The following is an 18,140-nucleotide window of genomic DNA, read 5'->3' on the forward strand; positions in this document are numbered from 1 at the left end:
TCGGAGATATTTCTATTCCCCCAAACCAATAAGTGACGAAAGGCATCACTTTTTAGAAAGAATTAATTTGAGCTTAAGTTCATCACCTAAAGAGTTTATTTTCACAAAATAGATACCGTCCGAAAGCGAAGCACTTGCAATTTGCTGCACGTTCAATCCCTCATTCATATCAAATGATGTGGCTGCCACTTCTTTACCTTCAAGATCAAGGATGGTAACTCGTGCTGTACCTCTCTTTTTCGCACTGTAAGCCAGTGTAAACTGATCGTTAGCAGGGTTAGGATAAATCATGGCACTTTCTAAAGTCTTATTAACTTCATGAATACCTACTTCCGCATCGAACATTACCTCAAATATTGACGTACCCGTTGCAGAATTAAAACCGGTAAACCGAAGGCTGTAAATTTTTCCATCCCGGGTTTGTACAAAATAAACCAGAGAGTCCTCAATGGTGTAGGTGAAAGTGGTGGGATCAAATGTTTTCCAATCATAACCGATAGCAGACAGATTATTTAAAAAATCGTTAAGATAGCCGGTATAGGAAACAGTATTTACGTCTACCTTATTCGCTTTAGCAACCGTTACACCAATGTTGCTTTGCACACCGGTTACAGGATACGGGCCAAGGCCTGGAATTGTAGTTATATAATGGTTAAACAAAATATCCCAATCGGCCGACGGAGGTTCAGAAACGGTAACCGTTGTTTGAAGGTTGTATAATATAAAATTTTGGTCGGTATTCGAATAAGGGTCAATGGTCACGGTTGAATCGAAAGTTCCGTCCAGGTAAGTATACCTCATAATATACGTTCCGGTACCAGTTTTTTCCTTAATCCACAATTTAATAAAAGATGTGTCTTTCTTCACCATAAAAAGGGAATCACCATAAACAATATGAGCATTAAAATCATATATTCCCCATCCAAAGTCAAATGGATTCGTAACATTCGCAGTACTGTTAAAAGCTCCTGTATACCAGCTTGTATCTGAATTGTATAAGATCCTCCAATTGGAAATTCCTGCAGTGTCTGTTAATGAAGTATACTCCGTGGAATCCAGGTTTGGAACTCTGTATACAGTAATTGTATTTGGATTGCTGATAACTGCACCTGACATCAGACTCGTAATAAACCCGATGTCCCAGGCGGAATATGGAATAGTATATTTTGCCTGAGAGGAAAGCTGATAGTAAACCTGACTGGAATAACCACTACCCATTGTAACCGAATCAGTTAGTGACTGGGCCTTAATTAATTGTAAAGAACACAAAAGGGTAACGAGTAGAATAAAATGCTTCATGGTAGTTTTTAGTTATTTCGGGCAAAGGTAATCCCCGGTAACTTCATTACCCTCCCGGCAGAAATTAAGGCGAGTCCTTTTGACATTGACGTGACAATGAATCAGTTAAATAAAATTATATTGTAAGTGCAGCTTAAAGTCCATATTCCAATATCAATCTAACGCCACAGCGCCTGTATTGTATAGCTGCTTTCGATATTTTAAAGATGGGGATGATAAAAATTTCCCTAACCCAAGGCTGTTCCACTTCGCATCAATAGCATCAATTGTAAATTCATCTGAGCAAATGATATTGGGCCATTCACGGTCGAAATCGTCAAACTGTTTGGTTTTTCGGGTACCATCAAAACCAATATGAGATATGCTTTGATTATCCTTTGCTTTTACAATGTAACTATCCCTACGTGGATCAATATTGTTGCTCCATCGCCAAATAACATCTCCTGCATCCATTACGTCAATGGTATGCTCCACATACAGAATAAACTTTATACTTTTCAGAACAGGATTATTAAATAATTTTTCATTAATTTCCTTTATGTGATTTTTTCTGTTTTTCTCTATTGCAATAAAAATCATACTAATTCCCAGTGCTAAAAGCGAATGATTTATTCCGGTTAATTCCGGATATTCATTCTTAATTGTATCAAACCCGGAAGCATCAGCATTTAATACAGAAGTATTTTCTATTTTTTCACTTCTCAGTTCCTCGGGAAATTTGGTAGTTGCATCAATGCACATTTTACCCCCAAAAGCAAACTTACTGCAGGAATGATCAAGCACATCCATAGGTCCCTGAGAAAAAAATATGTCCTGCTCAGGATCTACATTGCTACTAATAATCCGCGCTACTTCCTGGTAGTTGTGAATATTCACTTTTTCGTCAACCACGATCAGCATCTTATTAAACATCATTTGACCCGCACCCCACATTGCATTAGTCACCTTTTGGGCATGGCCGGCATATTCCTTAGAAATTTTAACTATCGTAACATTGTGGAACACCCCTTCAATCGGCAATTCTATGTCTTTAATTTCCGGAATCAATGTCATTTTAATAGGTGCTAGAAATATCCTTTCAGTTGCCTTGCCCAGCCACGCATCTTCCTGGGGTGGAATGCCAACAATAGTGGAAGGGTAAATTGCATTTCGCTTGTGGGTAATGCAGGTAATATGAAATTTAGGATAATAATCGCTTAAAGAATAGTAACCCGTATGGTCACCAAAAGGCCCCTCTAAAATATTTTCTTCTGATGGATCAATATATCCTTCAATAACAATATCTGCATCAGCAGGAACTTCCATGTCCTGGGTAAGGCATTTTACTAATTCCAATTTTTTCTTTCGAAGGAAACCAGCCAGCATATATTCGTCCACATTTTCGGGAAGCGGTGCTGTGGCAGCATAAGTATAGACAGGATCGCCACCGAGGGCAACAGCAACAGGCATTCTTTTATTTAATTTTTTATATTCAGAAAAATGCTTTGCAGAAACTTTATGTTTATGCCAGTGCATGGCGGTTAGCTGAGCTCCAAAAACCTGCATGCGGTATAATCCTACATTGCGGATACCAGTAAGCGGATCTTTAGTATTAATGATCGGTAAGGTGAGAAAAGGACCTCCATCTTCCGGCCAGCAGGTCATTACAGGAAATTTTGTTATGTCGGGTGTTTCCATAATTACCTGCTGACACATCCCTCTCCCATTTTTTATTTGTGGCATCCAGGAAGCTAACTGCGAAAGCTTTGGTAACATCATCAGCTTTTCAATGATGTTATCTTTCGGTTTTATCAATGATTTAAACAATGTTTCAATTTCTCCTGAAACATCATCCAGGTCATTGACCCCCAGCGCCATACAGATCCTTTTTCGTGATCCAAAAGCATTTATCAAAAGAGGGAAAGAAGTTCCGTTATTTTCAAATAATAAAGCGGGACCATTGTTTTTAGAAATACGATCTACTATTTCTGTTATTTCTAACCTGGGATTTACATATTCTTTAATGCGAATTAGTTCACCGTACTTTTCCAGATCATCAATAAAATGCTGCAGAGAAGGATAAGCCATTCCAATCTATTTATTATAAAACCAAAATTAGGTAAAGAAGTTTGCAGCGTTCTCAATACGTATCTGAATTGTAACTGGTACAGAACTATTAACCTTTTATATCTTCGTAAGCATGAAAAATATTAAGCAACAATTCGATTCGTGAGAAGCACAACCGTAAAAAAAATTGCTGCCATACTTCGTAATCTAAGGGATGGAAATGAAAAACGGAGCGCTATTCTATTCCTGGGTGCCGGTGCTTCGAAGTCGGCCGGTATTCCTACCGCGGGAGAACTCGTTAAGATACTCGAAACAGATTCACGGTACCAGACTTTAGTGGAAGATTGCTCAGATAAAAGTTATGCCAGCTATATGCGGGAGCTCAATCCCGGTGATAGAAAAGAATTTCTGCAACAATATGTAGACACGGCTAAATTAAATCAAACTCATCTGTACGCTGCTACTTTGATGAAGGAGCGGTTAATTGATACGGTGGTTACCGTAAATTTTGACCCCCTTATGCTTCGTGCTTTAGCAATGGTTAATATTTTTCCTTCCGTATATGATATGGCCGTAAGCCGTGAATTTATTTTAGGCGGAATCGATCATCCTGCAGTGGTTTTTCTCCATGGCCAGAGCCATGGTTTCTGGCAATTAAACACGGATGATGAAATGCGGATGGCACTCGATAATATCCGAAATCTGTTTATGCAGATTACCGGCGGTCGGTCCTGGATTATTGTTGGCTATAGTGGAAATGATCCGGTGTTTAGTGAATTGGCAAAAATTCAAAAATTTGAACATGGTATATACTGGATTTGCTATAAAAATGATGACCCTGAAAAAAAGGTAATGGAAGAGCTGCTCGATAAGCCCAATAAAAGTTCCTGGTATTTAAAAGGTTACAACAGCGATGAGTTTTTTCGGGCTCTGAAAAATGAGATGAAACTGCAGGAGCCTAATATAATTAACAAGCCATTTTCACATTTAAGTGAAGCAGTACTGGAAATAGGAGATTTTGAAATAGAGGAGCGAAAGGAAAAATGGACCATTCAGATTCAAACATGGATAAGGGCCGCTATAGAAGGATTTGAAGAAGGAAAGGGCTTTGAAAAAATAGAGGCAGCCCAGAAAGAAAATATTGACATTGCCAAATTAACCATGCAGGTAAAAGAGATATCGGATAAGAAGAACTTTGAAGAAATTAAGAATATTGAAAGTTACGTTTTACACTCAGGAAATGATGAAGCAGTTACTGCACTTGCTTATGCGTATAACGGCTGGGGAATTGAACTGTATAATCAATCGCTTTCTACCAGTAGCGATGAGGTTGTGCTGAGCAAGTCAATAGAAAAATATATTCATTCCATTACCATAAAGCCTACTTATGAAAGCTATTATAACTGGGGATTGGCTTTATACCTGTTAGCGACAAGAAAAAATTACGATGAAAATATCCTTAATGATGTTCTGGATAAATATCAAAAAGCAACCGATATCAATGCCAGTAAGGATGATGCTTTTTATAACTGGGGCTTAGCGCTTCATCAGCTGTCCATTAAAAAAAATACAAATGAATTATTGTTGTTACAGGCAATTGAAAAATATGAATTTGCCACCAGGATAAAACCAGGATATGATATTTTCCTCGAGTGGGGAATTAGTCTTTATGAACTCGCTCACATAAAAAACCGGGATTCAAAAATACTGCAGGAAGCAATAGTAAAATATGAACAGGCTAAACAGATTAACCCGTTAGTTTCGCAAATCTATTATAGCTGGGCTCTTGCATTGTCTGAACTGGCGTCGGCACCAGATAAGGCAGTGGAGAAAGAATTGCTGTTAAGAAAAGCGAGAGAAAAATATATAGAAGCAATTAATTTAAAACCTGATTATTATGATGCCATCAACGGGTTATCAATGCTTCTTTCAATGATTAATAAAATATTTCAACCGCAGGATCTTAAAAAGCTAACCCTTGAAACTATCCAGATTTTAGAAAATACTGAAAAGAATAAAGAAGGCACTATGCCCTATAATTTAGCATGCGCTTATAGTATAGACCAAAACAGTGAGAGGGCATTGGAATGGCTTGAGAAATCCTTAAAGCTTACAGATGTTTCCAGGAAGCAAATAGAAAGTGAAGATGATCTCAAGGATCTTCATAAGCTGCCGGAGTTTATAAAATTATTGGATCGATACCGGCCTGACTAACCTTAATTACGTGAATACACTCTCAATACCTATACCCGATAGTAAGGGCCAGAGTCCCGGTATTTTTCTTTATTCCTACTCCGGTCACGCTTTCGTCGGTAAGCGAATACGGCTGATAGAATTGCTTCGTTGCAGAATGAACATATGCTACATCGCAGTATATGTTATTTCCCCTTACTCCAAAGCCACCGGTAATACTGGTATTGCTTAAATTAAAATCGGGCACTGCCACTCCGGACTTAAAGGGCGATTGGTAAAAAGCTGCCCCCAATCGAAAGCGAAAGATATTCAATGCATACTCTCCACCTATACGCAGATTAGAAGTTGCTTTATATTTATCCTTTATAGTATTGTTTACTATACTCTCGTAATCCAGATCACTTACAGAACCGGTCTTATTAAAATTATAATGCATTTGATTATAATTTATAAGCTCATAATCGAGAGATAAAAACCCGCTTTGTTTAAAGATAAATGATGCCCCCGCCATAACCCTCCAGGGAGATATAAGGCTATAATTATAGGAGCCTGCTGGTGTGGTATAGCTTGCTCCCTGGGTTGTGTCAAGAATAGATGCTATCGAAGAATTATAAGCATCAGTAAGGTTGTAGTAAGTCGGTGTATGGACTGATGCCCCGATCTGAAAAAAATCGTTCACCTTGTATTGTGCACCAATTTTTCCATTAAAGCCATACCCGGTGGTGCTTAAATAATCTGTTAATGTAAAACTCTTGAAATTAGAAATAGAATTAGAAGCATCCGTTTCGTAATAAGAATTAGTAGTGGAATAATTGATTGCAGGCATTCCAAGAGTCATTCCTAAAAATAACCGATTGTCATAATTTCCTGCAATGGAAACACCATATTCTGTAGTTCCGCCCTGTGACTCAATTAAACCATCCTGTTGTACGTGACCATCAGGGATCACGCTATTATAGAAGTTTGAAGTTTCTGATACCGGATTTACTAAAAACCCTTCATATCCTAAACCGGCTGAAAATGGAAAGTTATTATGAATATCGGCTTCCGGTGTTCCAGTCCCGGAATTAAGCAATTGCAAATAATAATCAACTAAAGAATTATTTAAATTAAACCCATTAAAATGAACGGTGGAATTAAAATTATTCAAACGATTTGCTCCAAAACCAATGTTCAAATATTTCCATTTCGAGTCTTGATGTTTTTTATTCAAATCATTGGATATCACCACCCCAAAGCTTCCCACGTTAAATTTGTATTTCTGAGCATCAGTGATACCGTCAATAAAAGACGACTTTGTATCTATGCCCACTAAAGTGGGGGTAAATGATAACTCAGAACCGCGATACCAGCCCAGGCCTGCAGGGTTTTGACTTATAGTACTAAAGTCCGCACCCAAAGAAGAAAAAGCACCTCCGCAACCAAGAGCACGCGCTGTTCCTCCCAAAGTTATTTGACTGTATCGTAGGGCATCTTCGTCTGATTGTGCGAAAGAGATAAAGGGAAATACAAAGCACAGACTTATGGCTAATAACAGATTTTTCATAATGAAAGTATTAGGTAAAATAATTATCTACGCGGCTGACGAGGTTGTGGGTTCTGATGCTGCGGGGTACTGGAACGGATCGAAGAGTTTCTGGAATTATCCGGAGTATTCGAATTATTATTTAATTGTAACCGCCCGTTATCCTGATTTAAAGTATTAGACTCTTTTTCTTTTTTATACTGTTGTATATTAACATTTCCTTTCTCAGTTACAGAAATATTTGTTTTCTGATATTGAGGCCTGCTGTTTTGTTTTAAATTTAGATTGACATCCTGATGTACCTGAGAACCGGCAATTGAATTGTGTATAACAGGTTCAACTGTTGTATTTGCAGGTAATTGCCCTTCCAACCTCGGTTTTCTTTGTTGTGTGTTTTGATTAGGAAATTGCTGTCTGTTAGCAGGTGACGGACTATTAACCTTTTCAGTCGAGGGCACAACATTTTGCCTGACGGAGTTTTTAGCTGGTGATTCTACCTTCGGTTCATTTACCCTTGGCTGATAAATTTTACGCGAGTCTTGCGTTACTCCAGGAGTATTAGTATTGCCTGGATTAGCATTTTTTCCATCAACATTCCCTGAGGTATTCTTTTGATACCTTCCTCCATATCCATTGGATGTATTACTTCCTGACGAACCCCGCGGGCCATAATAAGACCCGTTGCTATAGCCATTGCCTGCATCACCATAATAATTGTTACCGTAATTACCATATATATTGTTATAGTAACCATTATAATATCCATTATTGTAGCCGCTATAATAAGAACCAAATGGATTGTAGGGATTGTAACCAAATCCATTATTCCATGGATCATAATAATTGGAATAAGGATTATACCAGCTATTAAAAGGATTACCATAGTACTGCCCATAACCTAAACCAAATCCTAAACTCAGATTCAAAGAAGGAGAATAGTAAAAAGGGTCATAGAAAGTAAATCCGGAGTAAAATGGACTCATGGTAACTCCGAAGGAAGGACCAAAGCCACTGTTCCTATTATTAAAACCCGAAGAATTTCCGTAGTAATTATTAATAATGGTCGTTCCATTTTCGTCGCTTCCTTTTTCAGAATACACGGAGTTCTCAGGATCTGTTTGCTGAACATTTGGTTCCATAACATCACTTTGTGATGGTGAACCATTATCCTGTGAATAACTATTACCTGGTATGGTATTACCTGGAGTTACTGTCTGAAGTCCGTTATTTGAAGCAGATGAATAGATATCGTCAGTTCCTGCAGAATTTTGAACATAACTTGTAGTAGTGCAGGACGCGAGGAAAACGACCACTGCGGTTGCCATTAAGAAAAAAGCCGTTCTCATAAATTTAGGATTTAAAGCATTAACGTAAGAAATCGAAAAAGAGTTTATAGTGGTAAATTTTTTTGGATGATCGTTACTCATAGGGAATAAAAGCTAAAATATGACTAATAGTATGCCAAATCTACACAATGGCAATGAATAAACCAACCAATGATTTAGGGATATACTTATAAATAAAATGTGCCTCTATTAATTTTCTTTCTTTGCAGTGGTAATAAGTAACTGTGATGAACTTAAACCGAAGAAAGGCTTGTATAAATCACGTATTGTATGGGTAAGGAAATAACAGCTCGGGATAAAGACTATTCCGCATGGTATAACGATCTTGTGATTAAAGGCAACCTGGCTGATTATTCTCCTGTACGGGGGTGCATGGTTATTAAACCATATGGATTTGCCCTGTGGGAAAAAATGCAATGGGTACTTGATAAAATGTTTAAGGAGACTGGTCATCAAAATGCATATTTTCCACTTTTTATTCCTAAGAGCTTTTTAGCTAAAGAAGCAGCACACGTGGAAGGGTTTGCCAAGGAATGCGCGGTAGTTACTCATTACCGTTTGAAAACAGATGAGGGCGGGAAAAATCTAATAGTGGATCCGGAAGCAAAACTGGAAGAAGAACTTATTGTGCGCCCCACTTCTGAAACCATTATCTGGAATGCCTATAAAGGTTGGATTAAATCTTATCGTGACCTTCCGCTCCTGATCAATCAATGGGCAAACGTAGTACGGTGGGAAATGCGCACCAGGTTATTCCTGCGCACTACAGAATTTTTATGGCAGGAAGGACATACTGCTCATGCATCGGCAGATGAAGCAATGGAAGAAGCCCGGAAAATGCTGGAAATTTACGCAACATTCGCAGAAGAATGGATGGCTTTACCGGTTATTAAGGGTATTAAAACCGCCAATGAGCGGTTTGCAGGCGCCGAAGAAACATTTTGCATTGAAGCATTGGTGCAGGATGGTAAGGCAATTCAGGCAGGTACATCCCATTTTCTGGGGCAAAACTTTGCGCGGGCTTTTGAGGTTACCTTTATGAGTAAGGAAAATAAAGAAGAATTGGTTTGGGCCACTTCATGGGGAGTTTCAACACGGCTTATTGGTACATTAATTATGGCCCATTCAGATGACCATGGATTGGTGCTGCCGCCAAAGCTGGCACCTGTCCAAATAGTTATTATCCCAATAGTTAAAACAGCGGAGCAGTTAGAGATGATTGACAAAAAGGCTTTGGAAATAAAAAATCAGCTGGAGAAGATAAATATTACTGTCAAATACGACAATGATGATAAACAAAAGCCCGGATGGAAATTTGCAGAATACGAATTAAAAGGAATTCCACTGCGAATTGCTATTGGACCGCGTGATTTAGAAAATGGAACGGTGGAACTGGCGCGTCGCGACACGCTGTCAAAGACAACCGTTTCTATGGATGGATTGCCTGAATTAGTTAAAACCCTGCTGGAGGAAATTCAATCAAGCATTTATAATAAGGCCTTAGCATTTCGCGATGCAAACATTACCCAGGTAAACTCTTATGAGCAATTTAAAAAGGTTTTGGAGCAAGGTGGTTTTATATCTGCACATTGGGATGGTTCCACAGAAACAGAATTAAAAATTAAAGAAGAAACGAAGGCTACAATACGATGCATTCCATTAAATAATCCCCTGGAAGATGGAATATGTATATACTCAGGAAAAGCTTCTAAACAGAGGGTGCTGTTTGCACGAGCTTACTAATGCAGGCAAGGAGGCAGATGACATTTTATGCTACTAAAACTTCTCAAAAATGCTGTAAAAACTACTTGGTTATCCGCAATTCTTAACTTGCCAATCCGAAATTAATACGTGTTCATTAAACCAGTACTTCGCTTGTTTGATCTCACCATGATTATTATCAGCATGGTGATAGGTATTGGCATTTTTAGAAACCCATCGGTAATTGCTGTTAATGCGGGTAGTGAAAACATCTTTTTTCTTGCCTGGATAATAGGGGCACTGGTGAGCGTTTGTGGAGCGCTAACCTTTGCTGAAATAGGATCAAGGTTTCCTGTGGCCGGTGGTTTTTATAAGATGTTCTCTGTATGTTATCGTCCCCAACTGGCGTTTATATTAATATGGACTTACATTTTATTAAATGCAGGCAGCACCGCTGCAGTAGCCTTAACAGGCGCCCAATATATCGCTCCCATTATTCTTCCGGAATCAATGAGAAACCCGACAGGCGAAAAATTGTTGTTTTTTATAATTATCGGCATTCTGTTTTTCTTGAATTTCCTGGGAATCCGGATGGGTTCACGCACGCAAAACATTCTAAGCACAATTAAAATTGGTCTCATGCTGGTTTTGATCTCTGCCCTGTTTTTTATACCCATTCACGATCATAAAAATATAGAAGCAGTATCCACTTCAGACCAAAACTTTTTCAAGGCCCTCGGCATTAGCCTGATTGGTGTATTTTTTAGTTACGGCGGTTATCAAAACACTGCAAACCTCGGCGCAGATGTTAAAGCTCCCCAGAAAAATATGCCGCGCGCCATTCTTGCAGCTATGGGGTTAGTGATGATACTTTACCTGGTTATCAACTTTGCATACATTAAGGTATTGGGATTCCATAATGTTCAGGCCTCTCCCCTTATAGCCGCTGACCTTGCCAAGGTATTGTTTGGGAATGGAGGTGCTGCCTTTGCATCTATCGTTATTTTTATCTCTGTATTGGGTTTCGTAAATACGGTATTACTCCATAACCCAAGGGTAATGTACGCCATGGCGGAAGAAAAAATTTTGCCACCTGTTTTCATGAAGCTGAATGAAAGAAAACAGGTACAGGAGTTCGCTTTAATATTCTACACTTCATTAACGGTCATTATGTTTCTATTTCTGCAAACGTATAGCGACCTGCTCAATTATGTTATTTTCAATGATACCATTTCCCTTGCATTTGCTGCTTTTTGCATTTTTATTTTCCGCAGAAAAAAAACGGGGGATCATATTCCGGGTTTTCGACTCAAATGGTTCCCGTTCATTCCTGTAGTTTTTATTCTTATGCAATTAACCGTAACGGCATATGTGGTCTATAGCGATCCGCTAAACTCCTTCATAGGATTTATTATTATGCTGTGCGGATTTCCAGTCTATTACCTGCTTAAGAACTTTAGTAACAGGAGATCGGCAGAAGTATCTTAATTCCGGTTTGATTTTTTTATCAGTGAATCTGCATTCAGTAATTCATTTTGCGTATCGTGAGCAAAAGCATAATTGAAACCCGGCTGAATGCTGTAAGCACCGATTTCTCCCGCTTTATTAATAGCAAGAAATCCAACCTGGAAATCTCTATAGTTTTTTTGTTTCGAAGCGATTCTGCTCACTGCTTCTTCACAAGCTTTTTGAGGAGATTTACCATGGCGCATCATCTCCACCACTGCATGACTTCCGCAAATCTTAATAACCGCTTCTCCCAGGCCGGTTGAAGTGGCTGCACCAATTTCATTATCAACAAACAACCCGGCACCGGGAATGGGGGAATCCCCCACCCTTCCATGCAATTTATAAGCAAGACCGCTGGTAGTGCATGCCCCGCCAAAATTACCTTCTGCATTACGACAAATCATTCCAATGGTATCATGATTTTCTATATTAATAACCGGATCATAATCGGAAGTCTTTACCCATTGTTTCCATTCTTTTTCAGTTTCAGCAGATAAGCCAATTTTTTGTGTAAATCCATTCTGCAGTGCAAACTGCAGAGCACCTGATCCGCTCAACATTACATGAGGCGTGTGGTCCATAATCAATCTTGCCACAGCAACCGGGTGATCAATTCCTTCAAGAAAGCTTACTGAACCCGCATTCCCTAATTCATCCATTAAACATGCATCGAGCGTAACATGACCATCACGGTCGGGAAGGCCTCCCAAGCCCACAGATAAGTTATCAGGATCCGATTCCACTACCATTACACCCTGCTGTACAGCGTCTATGGGCCGGCCACCTGCCTGCAGAATCTCCATGCCCTTTATATTCGCTGCCAGACCATGCTGCCAGGTAGATAAAATTAAGTGGCCTTTTTTTGAATATGGTGAAGAAAAAGTAAAAGTATTCCCTTTGGATAAAGTCGGAATTAAGAGTCCTGCAATTGCGGACCAGCTTACATTTTGTAGAAATTTTCGCCTTGATGTCATATTGCAATTTCCTTGTAAAATACCTAATTTTTAAGTGCTTGTGGATTGAAGATTTTGGTTATTAAAAATAATATACAAGGCGGTTTCGTCTTATTTATGTGGTTGGCATTCTAAGAGGTTTATTAAAAAAATTAATAGTAAACTTTTTTTGTTCTGATTAAATTATCTATTTCGCCCACAGTATCACAATTGTCTTACCGTTTATGAATATATTACTTGTCTATCTCCATAAATATTGGAAAATAGTTACAGTAGCCTTGCTGCTTGCTGCAGTTAACCAATTCTTTTCAATGCTCGATCCCTATATTCTTGGGCAGATGATCGACCATTATGCGAGCAAATTCAAAGAGCTCTCCAGCAATCAATTCCTGAAAGGTGTCGCACTTAGTTTATTGGCACTCATAGGAGTTGCTATGGTTTCCAGGATTGCAAAAGCCTTCCAGGATTACTTTTTGAATGTGGTAATTCAGAAAACAGGTGCGAATATTTATACGGATGGAATTAAGCATTCTTTGGAATTGCCCTATGAAGTTTTCGAAGATCAGCGCAGCGGGGAAACGCTGGGCAAGCTGCAAAAGGTGCGGACGGACATGGAGCGGTTGTTAAGTGCAGGTGTAAACATTCTTTTCACTTCTGTTGTAGGTATTATCTGGGTAGTTGTGTATACCATTAATGTGTATTGGGTAATTGCACCAATTTATTTTTCTGCCATCCCTATTATAGGCATCATTAGTTCTGTGCTTAGCAAAAAGATTAAGATTATGCAGAAGCAGATAGTGGCCGAGACTACCGCTCTTGCCGGGGCAACCACTGAATCGCTTCGAAATATCGAGTTGGTAAAAAGCCTTGGCCTTGCACAACAGGAAATTGCACATCTGAACAGCACGACTGACAAGATTTTAAAGCTGGAACTAAAAAAGGTGCGGTATATCCGCAGCCTGAGTTTTTTTCAGGGCACTTGTGTAAACCTGCTTCGTGTAAGCATTCTTGGAGTAATGATGTTTTTAATCTTTTCTCAGAAAATAACGGTAGGCCAGTTTACGACCTTATTTATTTATTCATTTTTCATTTTTGGTCCTTTGCAGGAATTAGGTAATATCATCAATATTTATCGCGAGGCTGAAGTATCGCTCATTAATTTCCGGAATATTATGCAAACCCAAAAGGAGCCAAAGCCGGTTCAGCCAAAGCTGATTCATTCCATTGAAGAATTTGAATTTGATGAAGTATCATTTAAGCATCAAAGCTCAAATCAAAACGCCGTCAGTAATATTTCATTTAAAATTCGGTTAGGAGAAACAATAGCCTTCGTTGGACCAAGTGGAGCAGGAAAAACGACATTAGTAAAATTGTTAGTAGGCCTTTATCTTCCCGCATCAGGAAAAATTTTATTTAATCGAATTGATAGCAGCGAAATTGACCTGGATGAATTGCGGGAACAAATTGGTTTTGTAACACAGGATACACAACTTTTTTCGGGTACTATCCGGGAAAATCTATTGTTTGTAAATCCCGGGGCTTCGGATGAAGATATAATGGATGTTTTAAACAAGGCATCGTGTCAGAGCCTGCTTGCAAGAGCAGATAAGGGAATCAATACCATAATCGGTGAAGGAGGTGTAAAGGTTTCCGGTGGTGAAAAACAACGCCTTTCCATTGCCCGCGCTTTATTAAGGAAACCGGCATTACTGGTCTTTGACGAAGCCACTTCGGCCCTCGATTCACTGACCGAAGAAGAAATAACGGATACCATAAGGAAAGTTTCCATAAGCATGCAGCATATTACCATAATGATCGCCCATCGCCTATCTACGATTATGCATGCTGATAGGATTTACGTTTTGGAGAGGGGAAAAATTATTGAAGAAGGAAGACACAGGGATCTGCTTGAAGACCGCGGCTTGTATTATGCTATGTGGCGTCAGCAAATTGGTGAACGTAAAGAGGTGGCGCCAGTGTTAAACTAAGGAGGATCTTGGGTAAAAAGACAAAATCTAAAGAAGCAATACTGCGCATAAATCAAAGCAACCTTAATAGAGATTTAATAATAAGGTTGCCTTCATTGACTTATAGAAAATACCATTGATTCGCATTTAAAACAGGCTTTGTCTGAACCGGTACACGTTAATATTATAGTCAATTACCTGGGGTTTTCCATATCGCTTCCACTTTTACTTTGCCCTTTCTGAGTACCATATTTAGATCGTAATGCTTCGTATTCCTTTTTAATATCCTGCATTTCTGAACGTAAAGTAGTTTTGGCCGCCTCATTATCACTGTTCTCCATGAAGGCTTGCATATCTGTCTGAAACCTTTTCATTTTTTCATCAAGTGCGCTTAAATCCTTTTTCATTTCCGGGTCTTTTGTCTGAGATTCTCTCTGCTGCAGTTTTTGATGTATCTGCTGGAACCTCTGATAATTTTGTTTTAATTCTGTTTGAAAATCTCCTCTCTGATCACCGCCATCAGATCTGGATTTGCCTGAATAAGGTTGTGATGAAATCACAGGAGTCGAGTCTGTGGATAATGGCTTTGTTGTTTGTTGCGGGCCGGTACTTTGCTGAGCAAATGAGGGAGACGATAAAAGAAGTATAGCACTACCTGTAAGGATTAGCTGCACCACTTTTTTATTTTTTATTTTCTTCATAAATTTTTTTGTGGAGATAGACTATACAATTTTAGAACCATTGCAGAAATAAAGTGGTACAATTTATTTAAATAAATTTAGCTGTTTGATTAAAATACCGCCAGAATTTAGTTTTTTTTTGATGGGTATATGACTGCTAATCAGTAATTACGGTTAGTAAGAAATATTAAAAAATAACGTTTGGAAATCTCAATATAAAACCCTTCTTTTGACACTCCTTAGAAATTAATTTTAACTAAATCCAATTTTAAACCCATGAAAAAATTTTTAACACTAATTATGCTCACTGCATTGATTGGCGTCAATGTATTTGCACAACAACCAAAGTCTCTGCCTCTTTTTGGTAAGGGTACTTATTCAGAGGTTACAAGACAAATCAATAACGCGGATTTTAACAATTCCCGTGTAGTTGATCATTGTGACACTTTTACTAATTTATTTCCTTTTCCCTGCGACTCTTTTATCTCAGGATATTACATTGACAGTTCTCCTTATGATTCAGGTTATTATTCCGGATCGAACGCGTATTTAGCGAGTGCTTATGCAGAATTTTACAATTTCGGCACTACCAATAACGACACGCTTACTGGTGTCTGCTCTCAATGGTTCAGCGCTAACTTCACCAGCAACACGGATAAAGTTACGTTCACAGTTTGGAACGATGATGGTCCAGGCGGTGCTCCCGGAACCGTTCTTACAACTGTAGATGTTAAGAATAGTGCTATTCCCGCTGACGGATCATTATTCTGTGTTAAGTTCACCACTCCAATCATTAACCCAGGTACCTTTTTTGTAGGTTTCCAGGTTTACTATCCAAGTGGCACTTACAAACTAAATAAGGCAGTTGGTATTTATCAGAGCAGGTTTTATGATGGAAATCCTAAATCCTCTACAGCTTGCGATACCGCACACCACACTGCATGGGTTAATTATCCAAGCTTTGGCGGATGGGGTACATTCGATGATTATTACGGAGCAGGTGCAACTTTAAGCCTGTATCCTATTATCTGCTCCAAACCAGGCGCAGCTTGTGCTATTACGGTTACCCCTTCCTCCGCTTCTATTTGCAGCGGAAAATCTGTTACCTTAACTGCAACCGGAGCAACTACTTATACATGGGCTCCTTCAACAGGTTTGAATGTAACAACCGGTTCTACTGTTAAAGCTAAACCAAAGAGCACTACTACGTACACTGTAACAGGTGATGGCGGTGCTTGCAGCACAACCGTAACAGTAACTGTAAATACTACTCCTACTGTAACCGTAACTGCTGCACCTTGCAATAATGGTAAGGTTAAATTAACTGCTTCCGCTACTCCTAATACCGACGTTAAGTATCAGTGGAAATTAGGTGGAACCAGCATTTCAGGTGCAACTAATTCTACTTACAATGCAACTGTTAGTGGAACTTATACAGTTACAGTTACTTACAAACCTACTGGATGTAAGAAAACTTCAAAAGACTTTATTGTAACGATTAATTGCAGACTGTCTGACAATTTAGCTCAGGTATTTAATGTAGATGCTTATCCAAATCCATTCACAAGCTCATTAACTGTAAATATTGCTGGTGCTTCTAACGATGTAACGGTTACATTAATGGATTTCAGCGGAAGAGTGGTTAAAACGTATAACAGCGTTGATGCTTCCTCACCGTTTACAATTAACGAAGACCTTGCACAAGGTGTTTACTTTGTAAAAGTGATCTCCGGAACAAATTCGAAGATGATCAAGGTGGTTAAAGATTAATTGAGTATCATTGAAAATTGCAGAGAGGCTCCACGGAGCCTCTCTTTTTTTGTGTGTAAGGCAGTGAACACCAGGATATAATCACTAAATGCACACAAAAGTCTGAATCAATAATGTGACGGTGAATTGCAGGCTGGCTGATGTAAGCGCCGATGAGTTAGCAAAGATGCTTTTCCAAACCCATTTGCCAATTTATTAACTGTAAATTTTACAGGTGCTTCCAAAAATGTAACGGTTACACTGCTGGACTTTACCGAAAGAGTGATAAAGCCTATTGAAATGTTGACGCTACTTCACGATCAGCATGATACCCAAATTGAGCTTTTATAAATATGCACAGCTTAGGACACTGTGTTAAGTGGCAGTATTGCCTGGTCACAGGTCATTATCCTGCAGTTATTGCTTGATGCAGCGTTTGTTTATCAGATGGCTATCTCGGACTTCCTTTCCACGGAGTTTATTTTAATGACAGCTCAGTGCATGTGGAGAACCTGCCCTCTTCAAGAATAAAAATCCCGCTAGGTGTACGGGCGAATTATTTTCTTGGCGATAGATTTATTATCAGAGCCTGGTACCGCAATTATCATGATGACTGGGGAATCAGCTCCAATGCATTGCAGCTTGAAACTGTGTAGGTTTTGCTTTGGCTTTGCATTGTTCTCAAGTCCTGTTAAGATAGGTAATTGTTTGCCAATACATTCCATCCTTGTATTCCTTGACATGGCATTTTACAAGCGGATGAACCTATTTTCTGCTGAACTTCCCTGTTTAATATTACCTGGTGGCAACCATACTTATCGGGGGCAAATGTTGCGGTATCGCTTGCAACGAAAATAGTAATTTATCTTTTCCTTTCATAGGTTCCTGATTGAGGCTCATCACCAACTTTTTAAAGCTCTACTTTGAATCTAGCCAGGAACCACAGCGACAGCTTTTGCTGAAGAGAGATAGCAGCTCCCAACAGTGGCAAAAAAGACATCCGCGTCCTTTTCGAGAGAACACGGATGTAGTACCTATAATTATCTGTAATCACTACTATTTAATCTGACAGACAGTGGACTTTTTTTGTTGGATGTGGAAAACGCGAAAAGCGTTTACCACATCATAATAATAGTAAAAAATCATGATGAAGATTTTTCAAATTGTTTATC

At 38.9% G+C, this 18,140-nt stretch carries 12 protein-coding genes; 6 read left to right on the plus strand and 6 right to left on the minus strand.

Features of this window, described 5'->3' with window-relative positions; genetic code table 11:
* Nucleotides 1-45: 45 nt before the first annotated feature.
* Together H0W62_05055 and H0W62_05060 are read right to left on the minus strand one after the other, a co-directional pair.
* Complete coding sequence (locus tag H0W62_05055; GenBank protein ID MBA3647909.1) at nt 46-1,299, minus strand: T9SS type A sorting domain-containing protein; 1,254 nt, start codon at nt 1,297-1,299, stop codon at nt 46-48.
* 153 nt (nt 1,300-1,452) lie between these two features.
* Nucleotides 1,453-3,366 carry a menaquinone biosynthesis decarboxylase gene (locus H0W62_05060; GenBank protein MBA3647910.1) on the minus strand — a complete coding sequence of 638 codons (1,914 nt, stop codon included), beginning with the start codon at nt 3,364-3,366 and terminating at the stop codon, nt 1,453-1,455.
* Between the two features lie 141 nt (nt 3,367-3,507).
* Between H0W62_05060 and H0W62_05065 the strand changes: the two genes are divergently transcribed.
* Nucleotides 3,508-5,559 carry an SIR2 family protein gene (locus H0W62_05065; protein ID MBA3647911.1) on the plus strand — a complete coding sequence of 684 codons (2,052 nt, stop codon included), beginning with the start codon at nt 3,508-3,510 and terminating at the stop codon, nt 5,557-5,559.
* A 22-nt stretch (nt 5,560-5,581) separates the two neighbouring features.
* Here the strand turns inward: H0W62_05065 and H0W62_05070 are convergent, their stop codons facing one another.
* Both H0W62_05070 and H0W62_05075 read right to left on the minus strand, forming a co-directional pair.
* Nucleotides 5,582-7,084 (minus strand): hypothetical protein, encoded by a 1,503-nt coding sequence (locus tag H0W62_05070; protein ID MBA3647912.1) that lies wholly within the window; start codon nt 7,082-7,084, stop codon nt 5,582-5,584.
* A gap of 23 nt (nt 7,085-7,107) precedes the next feature.
* Nucleotides 7,108-8,409 (minus strand): hypothetical protein, encoded by a 1,302-nt coding sequence (locus tag H0W62_05075; protein MBA3647913.1) that lies wholly within the window; start codon nt 8,407-8,409, stop codon nt 7,108-7,110.
* 270 nt (nt 8,410-8,679) lie between these two features.
* On the opposite strand from H0W62_05075, the gene H0W62_05080 reads away from it, so the two are divergent.
* Nucleotides 8,680-10,152: a proline--tRNA ligase gene (locus H0W62_05080; GenBank protein MBA3647914.1), complete on the plus strand. Its 1,473-nt coding sequence runs from the start codon at nt 8,680-8,682 to the stop codon at nt 10,150-10,152.
* 108 nt (nt 10,153-10,260) lie between these two features.
* Nucleotides 10,261-11,598: an amino acid permease gene (locus tag H0W62_05085; GenBank protein ID MBA3647915.1), complete on the plus strand. Its 1,338-nt coding sequence runs from the start codon at nt 10,261-10,263 to the stop codon at nt 11,596-11,598.
* Here the strand turns inward: H0W62_05085 and H0W62_05090 are convergent.
* Complete coding sequence (locus H0W62_05090) at nt 11,595-12,593, minus strand: N(4)-(beta-N-acetylglucosaminyl)-L-asparaginase (protein MBA3647916.1); 999 nt, start codon at nt 12,591-12,593, stop codon at nt 11,595-11,597. The two genes, H0W62_05085 and H0W62_05090, sit on opposite strands and share 4 nt — an antisense overlap.
* Nucleotides 12,594-12,796: 203 nt before the next feature.
* Between H0W62_05090 and H0W62_05095 the strand changes: the two genes are divergently transcribed.
* Nucleotides 12,797-14,560, plus strand: coding sequence for an ABC transporter ATP-binding protein (locus H0W62_05095; protein ID MBA3647917.1), 1,764 nt, complete (start codon nt 12,797-12,799; stop codon nt 14,558-14,560).
* Nucleotides 14,561-14,733: 173 nt separating this feature from the next.
* Here the strand turns inward: H0W62_05095 and H0W62_05100 are convergent, their stop codons facing one another.
* Entirely contained in the window at nt 14,734-15,240 is a 507-nt protein-coding gene (locus H0W62_05100) for a hypothetical protein (protein ID MBA3647918.1), read from the minus strand.
* A 255-nt stretch (nt 15,241-15,495) separates the two neighbouring features.
* Between H0W62_05100 and H0W62_05105 the strand changes: the two genes are divergently transcribed.
* Together H0W62_05105 and H0W62_05110 are read left to right on the plus strand one after the other, a co-directional pair.
* Nucleotides 15,496-16,989 (plus strand): T9SS type A sorting domain-containing protein, encoded by a 1,494-nt coding sequence (locus H0W62_05105; GenBank protein ID MBA3647919.1) that lies wholly within the window; start codon nt 15,496-15,498, stop codon nt 16,987-16,989.
* A 476-nt stretch (nt 16,990-17,465) separates the two neighbouring features.
* Entirely contained in the window at nt 17,466-17,624 is a 159-nt protein-coding gene (locus H0W62_05110; GenBank protein MBA3647920.1) for a hypothetical protein, read from the plus strand.
* Nucleotides 17,625-18,140 lie beyond the last annotated feature (516 nt).

The organism is Chitinophagales bacterium (assembly GCA_013816805.1).
Classification (GTDB): domain Bacteria; phylum Bacteroidota; class Bacteroidia; order Chitinophagales; family UBA10324; genus MGR-bin340.

Bases quoted from the DNA above. Each gene is read 5' to 3' on its own strand.
- H0W62_05060 (MBA3647910.1), bottom strand. From the start codon at position 3,366: ATGGCTTATCCTTCTCTGCAGCATTTTATTGATGATCTGGAAAAGTAC.
- H0W62_05055 (MBA3647909.1), bottom strand. From the start codon at position 1,299: ATGAAGCATTTTATTCTACTCGTTACCCTTTTGTGTTCTTTACAATTA.
- H0W62_05095 (MBA3647917.1), top strand. From the start codon at position 12,797: ATGAATATATTACTTGTCTATCTCCATAAATATTGGAAAATAGTTACA.
- H0W62_05105 (MBA3647919.1), top strand. From the start codon at position 15,496: ATGAAAAAATTTTTAACACTAATTATGCTCACTGCATTGATTGGCGTC.
- H0W62_05075 (MBA3647913.1), bottom strand. From the start codon at position 8,409: ATGAGAACGGCTTTTTTCTTAATGGCAACCGCAGTGGTCGTTTTCCTC.
- H0W62_05090 (MBA3647916.1), bottom strand. From the start codon at position 12,593: ATGACATCAAGGCGAAAATTTCTACAAAATGTAAGCTGGTCCGCAATT.
- H0W62_05080 (MBA3647914.1), top strand. From the start codon at position 8,680: ATGGGTAAGGAAATAACAGCTCGGGATAAAGACTATTCCGCATGGTAT.
- H0W62_05070 (MBA3647912.1), bottom strand. From the start codon at position 7,084: ATGAAAAATCTGTTATTAGCCATAAGTCTGTGCTTTGTATTTCCCTTT.
- H0W62_05100 (MBA3647918.1), bottom strand. From the start codon at position 15,240: ATGAAGAAAATAAAAAATAAAAAAGTGGTGCAGCTAATCCTTACAGGT.